This is a genomic window from Nocardia sp. NPDC050713 (genome assembly GCF_040654315.1).
In the GTDB taxonomy this organism is placed as follows: domain Bacteria; phylum Actinomycetota; class Actinomycetes; order Mycobacteriales; family Mycobacteriaceae; genus Nocardia.
The window spans coordinates 73,742-90,925 of the sequence record NZ_JBFAHS010000015.1; the positions used below are offsets into that span (position 1 = coordinate 73,742).

The 17,184-nt window shown below is 68.3% G+C and carries 17 protein-coding genes; 9 read left to right on the forward strand and 8 right to left on the reverse strand.

What is annotated here, in order from left to right:
* The first annotated feature begins 8 nt into the window (after positions 1-8).
* Positions 9-1,001: an ATP-binding cassette domain-containing protein gene (locus tag AB0H49_RS25675; RefSeq protein WP_355002588.1), complete on the forward strand. Its 993-nt coding sequence runs from the start codon at positions 9-11 to the stop codon at positions 999-1,001.
* Positions 1,002-1,173: 172 nt separating this feature from the next.
* On the forward strand, positions 1,174-1,956 hold the full coding sequence (locus AB0H49_RS25680) for an ABC transporter permease (RefSeq protein ID WP_355002674.1): 783 nt from the start codon (positions 1,174-1,176) through the stop codon (positions 1,954-1,956).
* Positions 1,957-2,016: 60 nt separating this feature from the next.
* On the opposite strand, the gene AB0H49_RS25685 is transcribed toward AB0H49_RS25680, so the two are convergent.
* A complete protein-coding gene (locus AB0H49_RS25685) occupies positions 2,017-2,352 on the reverse strand; it encodes an RNA polymerase-binding protein RbpA (protein WP_067791875.1) in 336 nt (111 codons plus the stop codon).
* A 262-nt stretch (positions 2,353-2,614) separates the two neighbouring features.
* Between AB0H49_RS25685 and AB0H49_RS25690 the strand changes: the two genes are divergently transcribed.
* Positions 2,615-2,938, forward strand: a complete 324-nt coding sequence (locus AB0H49_RS25690; RefSeq protein ID WP_355002589.1) for a hypothetical protein — start codon at positions 2,615-2,617, stop codon at positions 2,936-2,938.
* Positions 2,939-3,004: 66 nt separating this feature from the next.
* Here AB0H49_RS25690 and AB0H49_RS25695 read toward each other — a convergent pair whose 3' ends face one another.
* Complete coding sequence (locus tag AB0H49_RS25695; RefSeq protein WP_357254936.1) at positions 3,005-4,021, reverse strand: hypothetical protein; 1,017 nt, start codon at positions 4,019-4,021, stop codon at positions 3,005-3,007.
* Between the two features lie 222 nt (positions 4,022-4,243).
* Complete coding sequence (locus AB0H49_RS25700; protein WP_357254938.1) at positions 4,244-4,870, reverse strand: M23 family metallopeptidase; 627 nt, start codon at positions 4,868-4,870, stop codon at positions 4,244-4,246.
* Positions 4,871-5,131: 261 nt separating this feature from the next.
* Here AB0H49_RS25700 and AB0H49_RS25705 point away from each other — a divergent pair, with 261 nt between their 5' ends.
* Complete coding sequence (locus AB0H49_RS25705) at positions 5,132-5,449, forward strand: metalloregulator ArsR/SmtB family transcription factor (RefSeq protein WP_355002592.1); 318 nt, start codon at positions 5,132-5,134, stop codon at positions 5,447-5,449.
* 4 nt (positions 5,450-5,453) lie between these two features.
* Here AB0H49_RS25705 and AB0H49_RS25710 read toward each other — a convergent pair whose 3' ends face one another.
* The gene (locus tag AB0H49_RS25710; RefSeq protein WP_355002593.1) at positions 5,454-6,428 is read right to left on the reverse strand and encodes a glycosyltransferase family 9 protein; all 975 of its coding nucleotides are present in this window, start codon (positions 6,426-6,428) and stop codon (positions 5,454-5,456) included.
* A gap of 197 nt (positions 6,429-6,625) precedes the next feature.
* Here AB0H49_RS25710 and AB0H49_RS25715 point away from each other — a divergent pair, with 197 nt between their 5' ends.
* Together AB0H49_RS25715 and AB0H49_RS25720 are read left to right on the forward strand one after the other, a co-directional pair.
* Positions 6,626-7,039: a VOC family protein gene (locus tag AB0H49_RS25715; protein WP_357254940.1), complete on the forward strand. Its 414-nt coding sequence runs from the start codon at positions 6,626-6,628 to the stop codon at positions 7,037-7,039.
* A gap of 57 nt (positions 7,040-7,096) precedes the next feature.
* Positions 7,097-7,681 (forward strand): HdeD family acid-resistance protein, encoded by a 585-nt coding sequence (locus tag AB0H49_RS25720; RefSeq protein WP_357254942.1) that lies wholly within the window; start codon positions 7,097-7,099, stop codon positions 7,679-7,681.
* Here AB0H49_RS25720 and AB0H49_RS25725 read toward each other — a convergent pair whose 3' ends face one another.
* Positions 7,682-11,014 (reverse strand): protein kinase, encoded by a 3,333-nt coding sequence (locus AB0H49_RS25725; RefSeq protein WP_357254944.1) that lies wholly within the window; start codon positions 11,012-11,014, stop codon positions 7,682-7,684.
* A gap of 112 nt (positions 11,015-11,126) precedes the next feature.
* The gene (locus AB0H49_RS25730) at positions 11,127-11,786 is read right to left on the reverse strand and encodes a class I SAM-dependent methyltransferase (protein ID WP_357254946.1); all 660 of its coding nucleotides are present in this window, start codon (positions 11,784-11,786) and stop codon (positions 11,127-11,129) included.
* Between the two features lie 130 nt (positions 11,787-11,916).
* On the opposite strand from AB0H49_RS25730, the gene AB0H49_RS25735 reads away from it, so the two are divergent.
* Positions 11,917-12,285, forward strand: coding sequence for a helix-turn-helix transcriptional regulator (locus AB0H49_RS25735; protein ID WP_355002598.1), 369 nt, complete (start codon positions 11,917-11,919; stop codon positions 12,283-12,285).
* Between the two features lie 5 nt (positions 12,286-12,290).
* Here AB0H49_RS25735 and AB0H49_RS25740 read toward each other — a convergent pair whose 3' ends face one another.
* Together AB0H49_RS25740 and AB0H49_RS25745 are read right to left on the reverse strand one after the other, a co-directional pair.
* Positions 12,291-12,884, reverse strand: a complete 594-nt coding sequence (locus AB0H49_RS25740) for an ATP-dependent Clp protease proteolytic subunit (RefSeq protein ID WP_355002599.1) — start codon at positions 12,882-12,884, stop codon at positions 12,291-12,293.
* Positions 12,881-13,486 carry an ATP-dependent Clp protease proteolytic subunit gene (locus tag AB0H49_RS25745; protein ID WP_355002600.1) on the reverse strand — a complete coding sequence of 202 codons (606 nt, stop codon included), beginning with the start codon at positions 13,484-13,486 and terminating at the stop codon, positions 12,881-12,883. Before AB0H49_RS25745 ends, AB0H49_RS25740 begins: the two co-directional genes overlap by 4 nt.
* A gap of 274 nt (positions 13,487-13,760) precedes the next feature.
* On the opposite strand from AB0H49_RS25745, the gene AB0H49_RS25750 reads away from it, so the two are divergent.
* On the forward strand, positions 13,761-15,071 hold the full coding sequence (locus tag AB0H49_RS25750) for a lipase family protein (protein WP_355002601.1): 1,311 nt from the start codon (positions 13,761-13,763) through the stop codon (positions 15,069-15,071).
* 650 nt (positions 15,072-15,721) lie between these two features.
* Entirely contained in the window at positions 15,722-16,807 is a 1,086-nt protein-coding gene (locus AB0H49_RS25755) for an alkane 1-monooxygenase (RefSeq protein ID WP_357254949.1), read from the forward strand.
* Positions 16,808-17,184: the final 377 nt, after the last annotated feature.

Sequence of the window (17,184 nt, forward strand, 5' to 3'; positions counted from 1 at the left end):
GTGCGGTCATGACTCTCGCGGTGGAGGTGCGCGGTCTCGTCAAGAACTACGGCAAGATTCGAGTGCTCGACGACATCGACCTGGAGATTCCGGCGGGCACGGTGATGGGACTGCTCGGGCCCAACGGCGCGGGCAAGACCACCACCGTCCGGATCGTCACGACCCTGCTGAAGCCGTGCGCGGGTTCGGTGCGGGTGGCCGGCATCGACGTGCTCCGCGACCCGGCGGACGCGCGGCGGCGGATCGGTCTCTCCGGTCAGTACGCGGCGGTCGACGCCAACCTCTCGGGCTACGAGAACCTCCGCATGGTGGCCCGGCTCTACGGCATGACACCGCGCCAAGCCACCACCCGCGCCGCCGAACTGCTCGGCGCGCTCGGCCTCGACCACGCCGCGCACCGCCGCGCGGGCACCTACTCAGGCGGCATGGCGCGCCGCCTCGACCTGGCGGGCGCGCTCGTCGCCCGGCCCGCGGTGGTGGTGCTCGACGAGCCGACCACCGGTCTGGATCCGCGCGGCAGGCTCGACATGTGGCGGGTCATCGGCGATCTCGTCGACGACGGCACCACCGTGCTGCTCACCACCCAGTACCTGGAAGAGGCCGATCTGCTCGCCGACCGCATCACCGTCATCGACCGCGGGCGGGTCATCGCGCGCGGTTCGGCCGACGAGCTGAAGACCTCCATCGGCGGCGACCGGCTCACCGTCACCCTGGCGCCCGGCCAGGAGGCCAAGCCCGCGATGACGGTGCTCGCCCAGATCGGCGTCGGCGAGCCGAGCCACGAGACCGGCACCGACGAGGTGACGGTGGTGGTCGGCGACGGCTCGCGCACCATGGTCGAGGCGTTGCGCAGGCTCGACGACGCCGGGGTGTGCGTGGTCGACGCGAGCGTGCACCGACCCAGTCTCGACGACGTATTCCTGTCCCTCACCGGCACATCGGCGGCGACGCCGAGCGCCGAATCGGAAACCGACGACGTACCCGAGGAGATCATGTCGTGAGTCAGCGACTCGAACCGACAACTACGACAGCGGCATCGCCCCGCGCGAGCGAGGTGGCCCCGTGACGAGTGCCTCCACCGTGGTACGCGACGAGCTCGACAAGGCCGAGGAGACCGCGCAGACGAAACCGAAAGAGCCGGTGCCTCAAGAGATCACGCCACCGAAGCTGCGGATCTTCCGGGACAGCGCGATCGTCGCCTGGCGCAATCTGCTGACCATCCTGCGGGTGCCGACGCTGCTGGTGACCGCGACCATCCAGCCGTTGATGTTCGTGTTCCTCTTCGCCTACATCTTCGGCGCCTCGCTGGGCGGCAGCCAGTACCGCGAGTTCCTGCTGGCCGGAATCTTCGCCCAGACGGTCGCTTTCAATGCGGCGTTCACCACCGTCGGCCTGGCGGGCGACCTGCACAAGGGCATCATCGATCGGATGCGCACGCTGCCCATGTCTCGGCTCGCGGTGCTCATGGGCCGCACGCTCTCGGACCTGGCCGTGAACATCCTGAGCTTGGTGGTCATGGTGGTCTGCGGCTACATCGTCGGCTGGCGGATCAACGGCGGAATCGCCGACGCCGTCCTGGCCTTCGGGATCATCCTGCTGTTCGCGTTCGCGATGTCGTGGGTCGGCGCGGTCACCGGTCTGTTCTCGCCGACCGTCGAGGTCGCCCAGTCCGCGGGCCTGATCTGGTTGTTCCCGCTCAGCTTCATCTCGTCGGCGTTCATTTCCGCCGAGACGCTGCCGGGGCCGCTGCGCACCATGGCGGAGTGGAATCCGATCACCGCGGTCTCGGCGTCCGGACGCAAGTTGTTCGAGAACGATTCCCCGCCCTCGTTCGTGCCGCCCTCGGGCTGGGCCGCCGAGCACTGTGTCGAGTACGCCATCATCTGCTCGGTCGCGATCCTGGCCGTGGCGATGCCGTTGGCGCTGCTGCGCTACCGCAAGGTCGCCAGCCACTGAGTCGCGGACACGACAAAAGGCCGCCTCCCGATCGGGAGGCGGCCTTTTCAGTCGGCTGCGTCAGGCGCGGCGGCGGGTCTTGAGCAGTTCGAGGCGCTCCTTGAGCAGCTCCTCGAGCTCTTCCTTGCTGCGACGCTCCAGCAGCATGTCCCAGTGGGTGCGCGGCGGCTTGACCTTCTTGGTCTCCTGCGTGGTGCCCTCGACCAGGATGCCCTCCTGGCCGTTGCGACACAGCCACGTCGGGGGGATCTCGGCGTCGTCGGCGAAGGGCACGTCGAACTCTTCGCCGTTGTCGGTGCGGTACCGGGCGATCCGACGCGGGGCCAGGTCGTGGTCGCGATCGGTCTCGTAGCTCACCGCTCCGAGCCGACTGCCCCGGAGTACGCGATCTGCCATGGTGTGCCTCTCCCTGTGTGCTCGAGTCTTGTTGCGCTGCGACCGTGCCCGGCGAACGCGTCCTGCGCTCGCTGGACCTCTAGTGCAACGAACGGGCCTGCGTCAATAGTTCCCGACACGGCGACGGTGAACCGTTCCATTGTAGTCGGTGGCGATGTCGTGCTTCGCGACGCGGGCGTCCTGCGGTTTCCCATGTTGCGGTCCGGCGACGGCGGGGGGTCTGCGGGCGAACTCGCCGGGCGACACACTAGTGTTCTGCCTCATGTCGCGCCGCTTGCTGTCCTGCCTGTGGTGTGGGCGGGAGATCGTGGAGTCGGAGGCCGGACGTCGTCGCCGGTACTGCCGCCAGTCCTGCCGCCAACGGGCCTACGAACACCGCAACAGCCTCAAAGGCACCGGTATCCCGGAAGACTCCGTGGTGCTCAGCGCCCAGGAGGCCGCCGACCTCGCCGACCGCTGGTTCGCGGCCCGCTGCGCCGCCGAGGACATCGCCACCGCGATCGGCGAAGGCGCCGACGCCACCGAACTCGCCTCCCTCAGCGCCACCCTCGTCACCTTGGCCAGAGAAGCCGAACGCCTGCGCTAGCCCCGACGCCCGATTCCGCGTCTTATGGCAGCTCCTGTAGTCCAGCACCGGATGGTGAGGCACTACCTACGCCGCGAGACGGCGGGCGCGGTAGTAGAGGACGAAGGTTGCGGTTGTGGTGAAGGTGAGGAGGGCGGCGTAGGCGGTGAGGGTGTGGGGGTCGGGGTGGAGGAGGGATTGGGCGCGCATGGCTTGCCAGAAGGTGATGGCGAGTACGCCGGTGTAGGTGAGGGCGAGGACGGCCATGAGGGCGGCGCGGGTGGGTTCGGGGCCCAGCCAGCGGTGGCGGCGGGCCAGGTGGGTGAGCAGGAAGGTGGCCAGGAGCAGGGCTTGGATGCCGTGCAGGCCGATGAAGTGGGGGACGCGGAGGTCGCCGCCGATGGTGCTCCAGTGGGTGAACGGCATGCCTTCGGCGGTGTCGCGGATCGCGAGTTCGGCGGCGGGCGCGTCTTCCGGCAACACGGTGTGGCCAGCGACCAGCTCCACGACTTGTCCGTTGGCGTCACGGACGAGCTGTTCGCCGGTGAAGCCCATCAGGTACCCGAGCGCCATGCCCGCCACGGCCAGCGCCAGTCCGGAGTGGATGGCCCGGGCGGTGGGCCGGTCGACCAGCCGCTGCCAGGACAGGATCAGCACGATGAGCAGGTTCGCGAAGAACAGGCCCGGCACGCCGGTGGCGAACACCATCTGGCCGATGGAGTTGACCGGGTCGTCGGACGAGTTGAAATGGCTGAAGGTGCCGCGCGCGGCCTGGACCACGATGAAGCCCACGTCGAGCGCCCCGGTCACCGCGAACGTCGTGCCGAGCCACCAGGTGGCGCGAGATCCCTTGTGCGGCACGGACAACAGCCATGCGAGCGTGATCTCGTATACCGCGAACGCCACCCCGAACTTGAAGGTCTTCAACCACACGGACTCCCCGAGCAGCGTGCGGTCGTCGACGATCATCCCGCCCAGCGAGAACAGGACGAGCGCGGCCATAGCGACCGATGACCAGAGCAGGGGACGGTGCAGGCGCCGGGTATCGCGCGGGAGATCGGGCTGGTCGTGTCCGCTGACGGTGGCGAGTTCGGTCGTCGACATGTCCCGAACGTAGGAATCGCGGACGCCGGAACACGTCCCGCCACAGCACTATTCGCGCCCCGTACCGGAGTATCAGACGACTCCGCCGCTCACCCTGGGGCGGGGGAGCGGCGGAAGAACGCACATGCCCGCGAACGGCGCTGTTCGCGGGCATGGCTGCCGGGAGTGACGACCGGCGGGGATTCGCGAGCCCCTCATCGGGCTCGCGAACCCGGGTGCGGATCACTCCCCGGCGAAACCTACGTGGACGCCACGGGCGGCGAGCCACGGCATCGGGTCGATCGGGCCGTAGGTGGGATCGTGCACTTCGTAGTGCAGGTGCGGACCGGTGGACTGGCCACGGTTACCGACGGTCGCGATCACGTCGCCTGCCAGGACCGGCTGGCCGACCTCCGCGAGGATATCGTTGACGTGTCCGTAGACTCCGACGGTGCCGTCGTCCTGCTGGACTCGCACCCACAGGCCGAAGCCGGAAGCGGGGCCTGCCTCGATCACGACGCCGTCGGTGACGGCGAAGATCGGAGCGCCGATCGGGTCGCCGAAGTCGAGGCCGTTGTGCTGCGAGCCCCACCGGGAACCGAAGTTGGAGGTGAGTCGGCCCGCGACGGGACGCACGGTGTGCGGACGGGCGGGTTCCGCGACGGGTTCCGCGACGGGCGCCGGGGCGGCTTCCTGAGCGGCGCGGTGCTCGTCCCAGGCCTCGGGAGCGGACGGCTGGGTCGGGTCGAACGCCGCGTACTGGATGGCGCTGGAGTTCGCGGCGGTTTCGGCGGCCGCGGGCGCCGGGTTGTCGGGGTTGGCGAAAGCCAGGACGCCGAGGGAGGCGCCAACGGCGGCGGAGACGGCCACCGCACGGGTGGCGACACGGTGCCGGCGAGAGCGAGTCGCGCCGGGCCGAAGGGCTGATAACAGATCGGTCACGGGCATGACTCGAAGCTAACGGACCGTGATAGTCGAATTGTTACCTTGTGGCTACCGTCACAGAACGGTAAAAGCCCAGCTCGAGTATCACGAACGGATAACGGAAGAGCGCGTCCGTGTTACCTACCTGGGGAAATTGGGTAGTACGCGATCTTGACCAGCTAATTGCTAGTTGATCACAATGTTTAAGTGGCGACTAACGGAGTTCGGGCACTCGAGGCGCTGGCCGAGCCGACCAGGCGGGCGATTTTCGAGGCGCTGCCGCATGCGCCGAGATCGGTCGGGGAGCTGGCCGACCTGGTCGGCGTGAGCAGCTCGGCGGTCTCCCAGCACCTGAAAGTGCTGCGGGCGGCGCGGCTGGTCATGGTGCGCGCGGAAGGCACCCGGCGGGTGTACACGCTCGATCCGCGCGGACTCGGCGACGCGCGCGACTACCTCGAACAGTTCTGGCCGAGCGCGCTGGCGGCCTACGCGGCCGCGCTGAGCGAGGCGCGCGCCGAGCAATGAGGAGTCAGCCCACCCTGCGGTAGGTCGGGCGCCGCGCCGCGGCGGAGTTTCGCTGGTCGAGTTGCTTCTCGACCGCGCCGACGACCTCGCCCACTCCGATACGCAGCAACCCGGGATCGGGCGTATCGGCATGCCGATCACCCGTCTGACCCGCCCACAGCACGATGTGCCTGGCAAGCAGATGCGGTGGCGGTCCGCCCCAACGCGGCGGCGTCGGGCCGAACAACAGAACGGTGCGGGTGCCGAAAGCCGTGGCCAGCCGCGCGACGCCCGTATCACCGCTGATCACCAACGCGGCCTCGGCGACCGTGGCGGCGAGGTCGATGAGGTTCTGCTCGCCCGCGAGCACGTTCGCCTGGGGAAGTCCGGCGCGCGCGGCGACGTTCAGCGCGATGTCCCGCTCGAACTCGTCGCCGGTGAGCACCACCTCGCGGCCGAGCACCAGCAGGTGCCGGACGACCGCGGCGAACCGGTCCGGCGGCCAGCGCCGCGCGGGAGCGCCCGCCCCGACGTGCACGACGACGCAGTCGCGGCGGCTGTTGGTGGAGACGGGCGGCACCAAGCCCAGGTTGCGGCGGTCGGCCACGATGCCGTCGGACTCGAGCAGGTGACACCACCGCTCCACGTCGTGCATGTCCGGCTGCCAGATCGGGCCCGCCAGCTCGGGGAATGCCGGGTTGCGGTAGGTCAGGATCCGTGCCGGATCGGTCTTCACCAGCTCGACGACGCTCTCGGCGCTCGGCCCGTGCAGGTTCACCGCCAGCTTCGGCGACGGTCCGTCCCAGCGCAGCGCGCTCACGTCGGCGGTGGGGACCATGGTGTCCACCGAGGTGATCAGGTCGACGATCGGCTTGAGCCGGTGCGGCGCGGCGAGGACGATCTGGTCGCTCGGCTTGGCTCGTCGCAGCGCACGGAGCGCCGGGACCGCGGTGAGCAGATCACCGAGTCCGCGTGCCTGTAGCACGAGTACAACCGCCACCCTCTTCTCCTAGCAACCCGAGACTCACGAAATGCGACCCCCACCCCGCAGGTGTTCAAACGACGAGAGCCACTTACGGATGACTTCCCATGGCGCTCGGGCGGTAAACGTGGAGCCCGTCGAGCGTTATCCACGCCACTCTCCGCGGCGCGGCAGTACCCTCGCACCTGGCGGCAACTACAGCTAAGGAGCATTCCATGGTCTCCAAGCTCAACCCGTACCTCGGCTTCGGCGACAACGCGCGCCCGGCACTCGAGTTCTATCGCGACGTATTCGGCGGCACCCTGGCCGTGAACACCTTCGGCGAGTTCGGCGACAAGGAATCGCCCGGCGCCGAACTGGTCATGCACGGCCAGCTGGAGACGCCGAGCGGGTTCACGCTGATGGCGGCGGACACCCCGCCCGGCATGGAATATCAGCCGGGCAGCAGCATCTCGATCAGCCTCAGCGGCGACGACGCGGACGAGCTGCGCGGCTACTGGGACAAGCTGATCGCGGGCGGCGTGGTCACTGTGCCGCTGGAGAAGCAGATGTGGGGCGACGAATTCGGCATGTGTCGCGACAAGTTCGGCATCGCGTGGATGGTGAACATCGTCGGGCCCGAGGAGTGACCCACGCTGTATAGCAAATGTCCAGAAAACTTATGTCGCGCGGCATAACATCTGGTCATGACGACAAACAGTGTGGTCGAGGGACCTGTTCAGGCGCTCGCGAGGAGCGCCTGGCAAACCGTTCTGGTCACCGGCGTCCTCTCGGTGATCCTCGGTGTGGTGATTCTGGTGTGGCCGGGCAAGACCCTGGTGGTCGCGGGCATCCTGTTCGGCATCTACCTGGTGATCGCCGGTGTGCTGCAGCTGGTGGCCGCGTTCGGCGCGACCAAGAGCGCGGGCATGCGGGTGCTGTACTTCCTCAGCGGCGTGCTGTCGATCATCATCGGCGTGTTCTGCTTCCGTGACGAGCTCGCCTCGATCCTGCTGCTCGGGCTGTGGATCGGTATCGGCTGGCTGTTCCGCGGCGTGGCCGTGCTCGTGGCCGCCGCCTCCGATCCCGGCCTGCCCGGACGCGGCTGGCAGGGCTTCTTCGGCGTGATCACCGCGATCGCGGGTGTCGTCCTGATCATCTGGCCGGTCAGCTCGGTGGCCACCCTGACCCTCGTCGCGGGCATCTGGCTGATCGTGCTCGGCATCATGGAGATCATCACCGCCTTCGGCGTTCGCAAGGACTTCAGGCGGTTGACCGAAACCGCTGCCTGATCAGCGAGCGCCGGGGCCGGGCAGGTCGCGCATCGCATCGATCGGCAGACGAACGAGCCCCGCTTCGTCGCACCTCGCCGCCGCGGCGGCCAGCTCCCGTTCCGCCTCCTCCGCCCGGCCCGCGCGGCGCAGCGCCGTGCCGAGCAGCAAGCGGGCGCGCACCGCGGCGAGCGGGCGAGGCGCGGACTCGATGCTCGTCAGCAGGGCGCGCGCCCGCTCGCACGCCTCGTCGTACCGGTCCGGCGGGTACGCGGTGAGCAGCAGCCGAATCGCCGAGTCCTCGTCGATTTCGGCGATGAGCGTGGCGATCCCGTCGTCGTGCCGGAGTTCTCGCCGACCGACGAGGCGCTCGATCTCGGCGGGCGCGAGGTCGAGTCCCAACCGGATTCGCTCGTTGCGCAACCGGGCCGCCAGGCGCGGCAGCGCCATCCGCTCGGCGCTCGCCATGCCGTCGTTCAACCGCTTCGCGGCGGCCCGGAGATCGCCCCTGACGGCTTCGACACGCGCTCCCGCCGCATAGGTGGCGATCATGAAATCGACGCCGCCCCCGCCTTCGTCCGCCAATCCGAGACTCTCCAGCAGCAGTTCCGCCGCGGTGTCCACATCGCCTGTCTCGTAACGCAATTCGCCGAGCAGTGCGCTCGCGAGCCGCGCCGCGTGCGAGTGCGGGCCCATGGTCGCCGTCGCGAACTCCACCGCGTCGCGGAAGGCCTCGTCGGCCGCCGGGATCAGAAGTTGCTCTCGCTCGGCGATGCCCGCGAAGCAGCGGCCGTACACCCTGAGGAAGGGCCCCGTGGCATCGTGATAGGGCACGGCCCGCTGCTGCCACCGGCGCGCGGCGTCGAAATCGAAGCGGTGGATCGCGGCGATCGCGGCGATGTTGGTCGCCACTCCGGCGACCCGCGCGGAGAAGTCGCCGGGACGCGACAGCACGGCGCGGATCAACCTGTCTCCCTGGTCGATTCGATCGGCGAACATCTCTCTGGTGCCCGCGAGCACATCGGCCTCGGCGCGTAGGTCCGCTCGTTCGGCGTCGGTCAGCTCGGCCTCGTCGAGCGCGGCCGTGAAGCGAGCCAGCGCGGCGGCGGCGGGTTCCGGCCTGCGCAGGACGAGATACACCCAGGAAAGGAACAGTTGGATACGGGGCCGCGACTGGATCGACCGCGGCGGCAGCTTGGCCACGATGCCCAGCATTGTCGTCATCTTGGACCGCTCCAGCAGGTATCCGCCGCCTTGCTCGATGAGATCGACGGCGCGGTCCGGGTTTTGGGCGGCCAACGCGTGATCGACCGCTTCATTGAGCAACTCGTGCCGTGCGAACCACTCCGATGCCCGATAGTGCAGCGCTTCGATCTCCTCGGGACGATCCCGCTCCAGTCGGCGCCGCAGATATCCCGCGAAAAGCTGGTGATAGCGGAACCATTCGCGATTCGGGTCGATGCGTTGCAAGAACAACCCGCGGTCCTCGACGTCCTCCAGCATCGCGCGCCCATGCTCGTCGCCGGTGACGGCGGTCGCGAGCGCACCGCAGATTCGCCCGCATATCGAAGTCCTGGTGAGGAATTCGAGGATGTCCGGCTCCAGCGCGTCGAGCACGTTTTCCGCCAGGAACTCACCGATGTCGGCGTGTGCGGACAGGCTGTCGACCAGGTGCGCCGGGTCATCGCCCTTGCGCAGCGACAACACCGCCAATTGCAGCGCCGCGGCCCAGCCGTCCGTGGCCTCCGTCAGGGCTTCGACATCGGCGTCCGGCAAGTGCAGCCCGCCCGCCTCCGCCAAGAAGTGCCGCACCTCGTCGACATCGAAACGCAGTGCGCCCGCATCGATCTCCTCCAGCTCGCCGTCGATGCGCAGCCGGCTCAGCGGAAGTCCCGAGCGAGACGTGCTCGTCACGATGATCGGCAGGTGGTGGCAGCCGTGCTCGACCAGGAAACGGACGGCCGCCAGCGAGGATTCGTCGGTCACCCGCTGCCAGTCGTCCAGCACGATGGTGACCCGGTCGTCGTGCGAGTGCAGATCATCGACCAGCGCGGTGAGCACGTACCGCTCGGCCTTGGCGGGATGGACCTCGAGAACGCGGTCGAGTTCGTCGGCGAGGTGAGGGCGCGGACCGCGAATGGCCTCCACCAGGTGCGCGAGGAACCAGGCGAGGTTGTTGTCGTCCTCGTCGACGGTCAGCCAGGCGACCGGCGTGCCCGCGTTCGCGAGTTCGTCGCGCCATTGTGCGGCGAGCGTGGTCTTGCCGAAGCCGCTGGGCGCGTGAATGAACGTCAACCGCTTGCGCGCGCCCGAGCGAAGCAGATCGAGCAGGCGCTTCCTGGTGACGGGCGTCCGGGACGGGGTCGGCGGGCGGTACTTCGTCGCTGGGGTCGGGGGAGCGGTCGGGCGTTCGCGCTGGTGAACCGTCGCGGCGGGCGGCGTCTTCCGCGGGCCGGGCGGGATCGGCAACACCATGACGTCGACCGGCACTCCGCGATGCTGCTGCACCGCGCGCAACTCGTCGCCCAGGGCGAGCGCCGATTCCGGCCGCTGCGCCGAGTCGCCCGCCATGGCGTGCTCGATGACGGCGCAGACATCGTCGGGCATGCCCTCGGCGCGCAGGTCGGGGATCGGTTGCGCGGCGACCCGGAGGAAATGGGCGAGCACCTGTTCGCCGGTGTGGCGCTCGTAGGCGACGTGCCCTGTGAGCGCGCAGAACAACGTGGCGCCAAGGCTGTACACGTCGGACGCGGGTGTCGACGGCTCACCGCGCAGCACTTCCGGCGCGGTGAAAGCCGGTGAGCCCGTGATGATTCCGGTTGTCGTCCGAAAACCGCCCACGGTGCGCGCGATGCCGAAGTCGGTCAGCTGCGGCTCGCCGTAGTCGGTGATCAGGATGTTGCCGGGTTTCACGTCGCGATGCAGGGTGCCGACCCGGTGCGCGGCCTCCAGTGCCCCGGCCATCTTGACGCCGAGTCGTAGCGTCGCGGTCCAATCGAGCGGACCGAAGTTCCTGATCCGCTGCTCCAGCGAGCCGCGCGCGTGGTACGGCATGACCAGATACGGGTGCCCGCCGCCGGTGGTGCCGACCTGGAAGACATCAGCGATGTGCGGGTGGCCGGACAGCCGTCCCATGGCCTGCTGCTCCCGGATGAACCGCTGCATGCTCTCCGCGTCGAGATCCGAGGTCAGGACCTTGACGGCCACGATCCGGTCCAGGTCGGGTTGCTTGCAGCGGTACACGACGCCGAAGCCGCCGCGTCCGATCTCCTCCGCCTCCTCGAACCCTTCGGCGTTCAAGTCCCCGACCACGCCGGAGGAGGAACTGCGCTGTGTCGGCAGCATGTCGGCCATCGTGGCCTCGATTCCGGGCGAGCTCGTGGTGACCCGGCCCTACGGGTCGGTTCCTGCTTCCCGAGGATAACTCCGAGAGCCGACCCCGCCACCGCCCCGGACCGACGCCCGCTCAGACCCGCCGGATACGCGCCAGCCAGGCCACCACGTCGACCGGGCCCTCGGTGGGCAGGTCGAGGCGGGCCGCGTCCTCGGCCACCACTTCGGTGACCCGCCCGCGATAGGTGGAGGGGACGAGTTCTTCGAGTTCCCAGCCCTCGCCCGCGAACGATTCCCGGATCAGCGAATCGCTGATGCGCGGCCCGAAACCCTCCTCGGTGTCCGACAGCGCGAGGACGTGCACGAGTCCGCCGGGCGTGCACACCCGGAGCAATCCGCGCACATAGGCGGCCCGCGCGTCGGGCTCGGTGCCGAAGACATGGAAAAGGGCGCTGTCGACCACGGTGTCGAAGACACCGAGCCGGTCGTCGTCCGCGTCGGCGAGCGTGAGCACGTCGGCCACCTCGAACCGGGCGTTCGGGACGCCCTTGTCCGCGGCGTTGCGCCGGGCGTAGGCGATCGCGCTCGGTGACAGATCCACGCCGAGCACGTCGTAGCCCAGTTTCGTCAGCGCGATGGTGTGCTCACCCGCGCCGGTGCCGGGATCGAGCACCCGGCCGCTGATCCAGCCGTCCCGTTCGAGGGCGAGGATCGCCGGTTGCGGTTCCCCGATCACCCAGGGGGCGGTGTCGTTGTCGTAGACGGTGTTCCAGAATTCCGGAGCCTGAGTCATGCTTCCAGCGTGCACCCTGAACCTGGGTTCAGGTCAAGGGTCCGGTGCGGTGGCGGCTACCGCGTCGGACCCGTACGCCCACAGCGTAATGACTAGCCGAACACCGCGGGGCGAAACGTACGCTTCCTCCATGACCGAGCATCCGAGACTGCACTCGATCCCCGGTGGCCGTGACGACCGAACGCGCCGACCCGAGCCGTCCGCTCCGGAACCGCTGTGGCGGGAGGCGCTCGGCGAACGGTTGCGCGCGCTGCGGCGGGAACAGCGCGAGACGCTCGTGGAAACCGCGGGCCGGGCGGGCATCTCGCCGCAGTACCTCTCGGAGGTCGAGCGCGGGCGCAAGGAGCCGTCCAGCGAGATGATCGCGGCGTTGGCCGGTGCGCTCGGCACCACCCTCGGCGGGCTGACCGAGCAGGTCGCCGAGGAGTTGCGCGGGCGGCGGCACGCCTACCAGCGGCGGTCCGGGGCCGCGCCGACCCTGCTGGTCCGCGCGGCCTGAGCCGGTCATCCCCGCGGCTGCAACACGGTGTCGACCAGTCCGTAGTCGATGGCCGCCTGCGCGGTGAAGACGCGGTCCCGATCGGTGTCGTGGCGCAGCCGCTCCACCGACTGGCCGGTGTGCCTGGCCAGAATCGACTCGATCTCCGCCCGCATCCGCACGAGTTCGTCGGCCTGCAGGATCAGGTCCGGAATCGCGCCCTGGCCGCGCGCCGCGGGCTGATGTAGCACCACCCTGGCGTGCGGGAGCATCGCGCGGTGCCCCGGCGCGCCGCCCGCGAGCAGCACCGCGCCGACGGCGATGGCCTGGCCGACGCAGGTGGTGTGCACGGGCGCGCCGATGTGCTGGATGGTGTCGTAGATCGCGAGCATGGAGGTCAGGTCGCCGCCCTCGCAGTTGATGTAGAACTGGATCTCCTGTTCGGGACTCTCCGATTCCAGGTGCAGCAGCTGGGCGATCAGCGCGTTGGCGACGCCCGAGTCGATCGGTGTGCCCAGATAGACGATGCGTTCCGCGAGCAGGTGCGAGTAGATGTCGGTGATGCGCTCGCCGCCGCGCGGATGCTGGGCGATGACGTTGGGGATGGTGTAGGTAGTCATGCCGAGATCCCGATTCGCTGGCGTTGGGGGACGACCTGTCCGAAGCTTTCGACGATGTGGTCGACGAATCCGTACTCCTTGGCCTGCGTCGCGGTGAACCACCGGTCGTGCAGGGAGTCCTCGTAGATCCGTTCGAAGGGCTGGCCGGTGTCGGCGGCGATGAGCCCGAGCACCGTTTCCACGGTGTGGCGCAGGTCGTCGGCCTGGACCTCCACGTCGACGGCCGTACCCGCGATGCCCGCCGAGCCCTGGTGCATCAGGATCCTGGCGTGCGGCAGCGCGAAGCGCTTGCCTCTGCTGCCCGCCGAGAGCAGGAATTGCCCTGCACTGCACGCCAATCCGAGAGCGAGCGTGGACACCTCGCACGGCACGAGCCGCATGACGTCGCGGATCGCGAGCATGGCGGGAACAGAGCCGCCCGGCGAGTGGATCCAGAGCGAGATGCCCGCTTCGTCGTTCTCGGCGGCGAGGGTTAGCAACTGTGTAGCAAGCAGCGTGCCGTTGTCGTCGTCGAGGGGGCCGTCGAGCACCAGGACGCGGCGGCCGAGCAGTTGCTCTCTGGCGCGCCAGCTGAACAGTGGGGTCTTGTCGTCGTGAGCCATGCGTCCACCGTGCCCCAGCCGGACGGTGGAAATGTGCCGATGCTGCCCTCGGCAGATCTGCTCACAGCAGCGCCGAAAGCGGGGTATCCGGACGATGCGCCAAACATGTGCTCTCGGCGCGATTGTCGGCGCCGGGACGGGGAAATCGGCGCTCGGAACCGCCTTTCACGGAAATACGATGCGCGTTGTGGCTGCCTAATCGCCGCAGTACGGATAATCTCGATATCCGATTCTCGATGTCATGGCTCTTCCCAATCGAAGGAAGGATCGGATCGTGAGGAGTCGATTACTCAGCTTGGCCGCAGTTTTGACGGGAACCCTCACCGTGGTCGGCGGCGGGGCGATTTCCGCAGCACCAGCATGGACGGATCCGGCGGCCGAAGCCGTCGCCGATTTCTACGTTCCGCCGCCCGTGGGCGGTGCACCGGGCAACATCCTGCGCGCGGAACCGTCGGTGGTGGCGCTGTCGGCTCCCGGACAACCCGGAATGGTCCCGGCGCGCGCGACCCGATTGATGTACGTCAGCAACGATGCCCAAGACGCGCCGACCGCCGTGGTCGGCACGTACCTCGAGCCCGCCATGCCGTGGATCGGTCCCGGCGAGCGTCCGCTGGTCGCGTACGCGGGCGGTACCAAGGGGCAGGGCGATCAGTGCGCGCCTTCGAAGCTGCTGTCGCAGGTCGTCTCCTACCAGCCACCCGGCGACGTGATCTTCGAATACGACCTGCTCGCACTCACCACGCTGCTGTCGCGCGGCATGTCGGTGGTGATCACCGATTACCACGGCCTCGGCACGCCCGCGGTGCACGACTACCTCAACCGCAAGTCGCAAGCGCACGCGTTGCTGGACTCCGCGCGCGCGGCGTTGCAGCTGCCGGGCAGCGGCCTCGGCCCGAACGCGCCGGTCATCCTGTACGGATACTCCCAGGGCGGCATGGCTTCCGCGGGCGCGGCCGAACTCCAGCCGAGCTACGCGCCTGAGCTGAACGTCCGCGGCGCCTACGTCGGCGGCCCGGTCGTGGACGACCAGTTCTTCATCGGGTACAACGACGGCCGGGCCAGCATGGGGGCCACCTACGCCTGGATCCTCAACGGCATGGCCGCCAACTACCCGTCGGTCGGTCCGGTGCTCGACGCCGAACTCAACGACACCGGCAAGGCGATTCTGAACGAATCGCTCGGCAAGTGCGCCGTCCCCATGGGTCTGGCCCAGATGCATGGGCACACGTCCCAGTGGACCACGAGTGGGCAGCCGCTGACCGCCGTGATCGACCAGTCCCCGGCGTTGAAGCAAGCATTCGACGAGCAGATCGTCGGCGGACTCACTCCGAATGTGCCCGTGCTCGTCGCCTCGGCGCCGAACGACGAGGGCGCGCCGTTCCCGCCCATCCACGCCATGGCGGCCAGCTGGTGCAGCCGCGGCGTGCCGGTTCAGCTGGAGGCGAACGGTCAGATTCCCAGCATGTCCGGGGTTGTCGGCACCCATGTGCTGGCGTTCTTCCCGGCGCTGATCGCCTCTCAGCAGTGGATGATGGATCGGCTCTCGGATGCTCCGGCGCCCACCAACTGCGGGGCGCTGCCGTAGCAGCGGATGCGCGGCACATTCGGACACCGGACGTATCGCCATGGGGCGGACGATGTCCTGTTTGTGCCGCGCATTCGTTCGTGATGGGGGTGTTCGGCCGGGGCTGAGGGGGCTGTGATTCGGCGCGAATCGCGCTTCGCGGCATGGTTGCCGCACTTTCGCGCGGGGGAGACGTTCGACGGAAAGCCGCCATTTCGTTGCGATATTGCGACCATTGCGCGGTCGGCATCTCCCGGTGGCCATGGACAGCGGCTCGAGCTCGGTGGAGTTCGCCGATTCCGTACCCGAGTGTGCCCGTATACGGCGATATTCCACGACGTCGAAGGTGCGCGGGGCGAGAACTGGTCCCGGCGCACCGATCTCGGGCTCGCCCGCGGCGACCGATCGCCGGTGTGCGATATCGACGGCGAAGTCGCCCGGTCAGAAGACTATTTTCGCGGTTTGCTGGAATGCTGCCGAGAAACAGTTATCCTGAAGCGACCGATTTAGCGTAACCGTTTTCGGCGGCACACTCTGTCCGGGTTGTGTTCTGTTGGATCAGCGGGATGGCTATGACTGTCTTGAAAAATACGCAAGCACGCGACCCCAAGCGGTACCTCTGGGTATTCGGATTGATCGCGCCGGGGTGCGCACTACTTCCCTCACAACTGGTGGCTCATACTGGGCTGGAACTGTTTTGGTGGATCGGTCCGATCATCGTGTTCGTGGTCATCCCGCTGCTCGACTGGGCGGTGGGTGACGACGGAAGCAATCCACGCGACGAGGACTACGAGGCATTGTCCAACGATCGTTATTATCGTTGGTGCACATACCTTTTCCTGCCGATGCAGTTCATCGGACTGATGATCGCGGGATTCCTGTGGTCCAGAACGGAATTGAGCCTCGCGGACAAGCTCGGGCTTGCCGTGACCCTCGGTGTGGTGTCCGGTATCGGCATCAACGCCGCGCACGAGCTCGGTCACCGGGTCGAACACCTGGAACGGTGGCTGGCGAAGATCGCTCTCGCGCAATCCGGTTACGGTCATTTCTTCGTCGAGCACAACCGCGGCCACCACGTGCGCGTCGCGACGCCGGAGGACCCGGCGAGCGGCCGGTACGGCGAGACGCTGTGGGAGTTCCTGCCGCGCAGCATGTTCGGCGGGTTCCGCTCGGCGCTGGCCTTGGAGCGGGAACGCCTGTCCCGCAAGGGCAAGCGCTGGTTCACCCTGGAGAACCATCTGCTGCAGGCGTGGTCGATGAGCATCGCGCTGTTCGGCTCGATGATCGTGCTCTTCGGCCCGAAGGTGATCCCCTTCCTGGCGCTGCAGGCGCTGATCGGCGCAGGCTTGCTGGAGACGGTGAACTACGTCGAGCACTACGGCCTGCTGCGGGGCCGCCGCCCGAACGGCAACTACGTGCGCTGCTCGCCGCGCGACAGCTGGAACAGCGACCGCCTGGTCACCAATATCTTCCTGTTCCATTTGCAACGCCACAGCGACCACCACGCGAACCCGGGTCGCCGCTACCAAACCCTGCGTAGTTCACAGGAGGCCCCCCAGCTACCTGCTGGCTACGCCACCATGGTCGTCCTCGCCGCCATCCCCCCACTCTGGCGCGCCGTCATGGACCACCGCGTCCTCGCCCACTACAACGGCGACATGACCCTCGTGAACCGCAAATCCCCCGCCAAATCCAAAGGCAAACCCCCCTCCAAGCGCACTCCCACCCCCGGGCCCCGCGGCTACGCCACCCGCTGATCCTGGTCTGCCTCGCCGAAGGGGCACCGAGCCCCTCAGCCGGTGCTGAGCCGAGCGGGTCTGCCGAGCTGGACGGTGCCGAGCGGGCTCCGAGCTGGACGGTGCCGAGCGGGCTCTTGGGCTCCCATGCTGGCCGATCCAAGCTCCAGGTGTTGACCGATCACCGGCAGGGCGCGATCCATCGATGCCGGACGGCCGAGTTGCGTTGGGCTGGATCCGTGTAGTCGACAATCGGCGGGTGAGAAATGGCGGTTGTCGAAGTGCGAAGAGCCGCCTTATGACTACCGTCGAAACCATTTCTCTATCGACGGTAGTCATAAGGCGGTTTGTGGTTGGTTCGGGTTCGTGCCGCGGCTTCGGCCGGTGGGTGCGCGGCG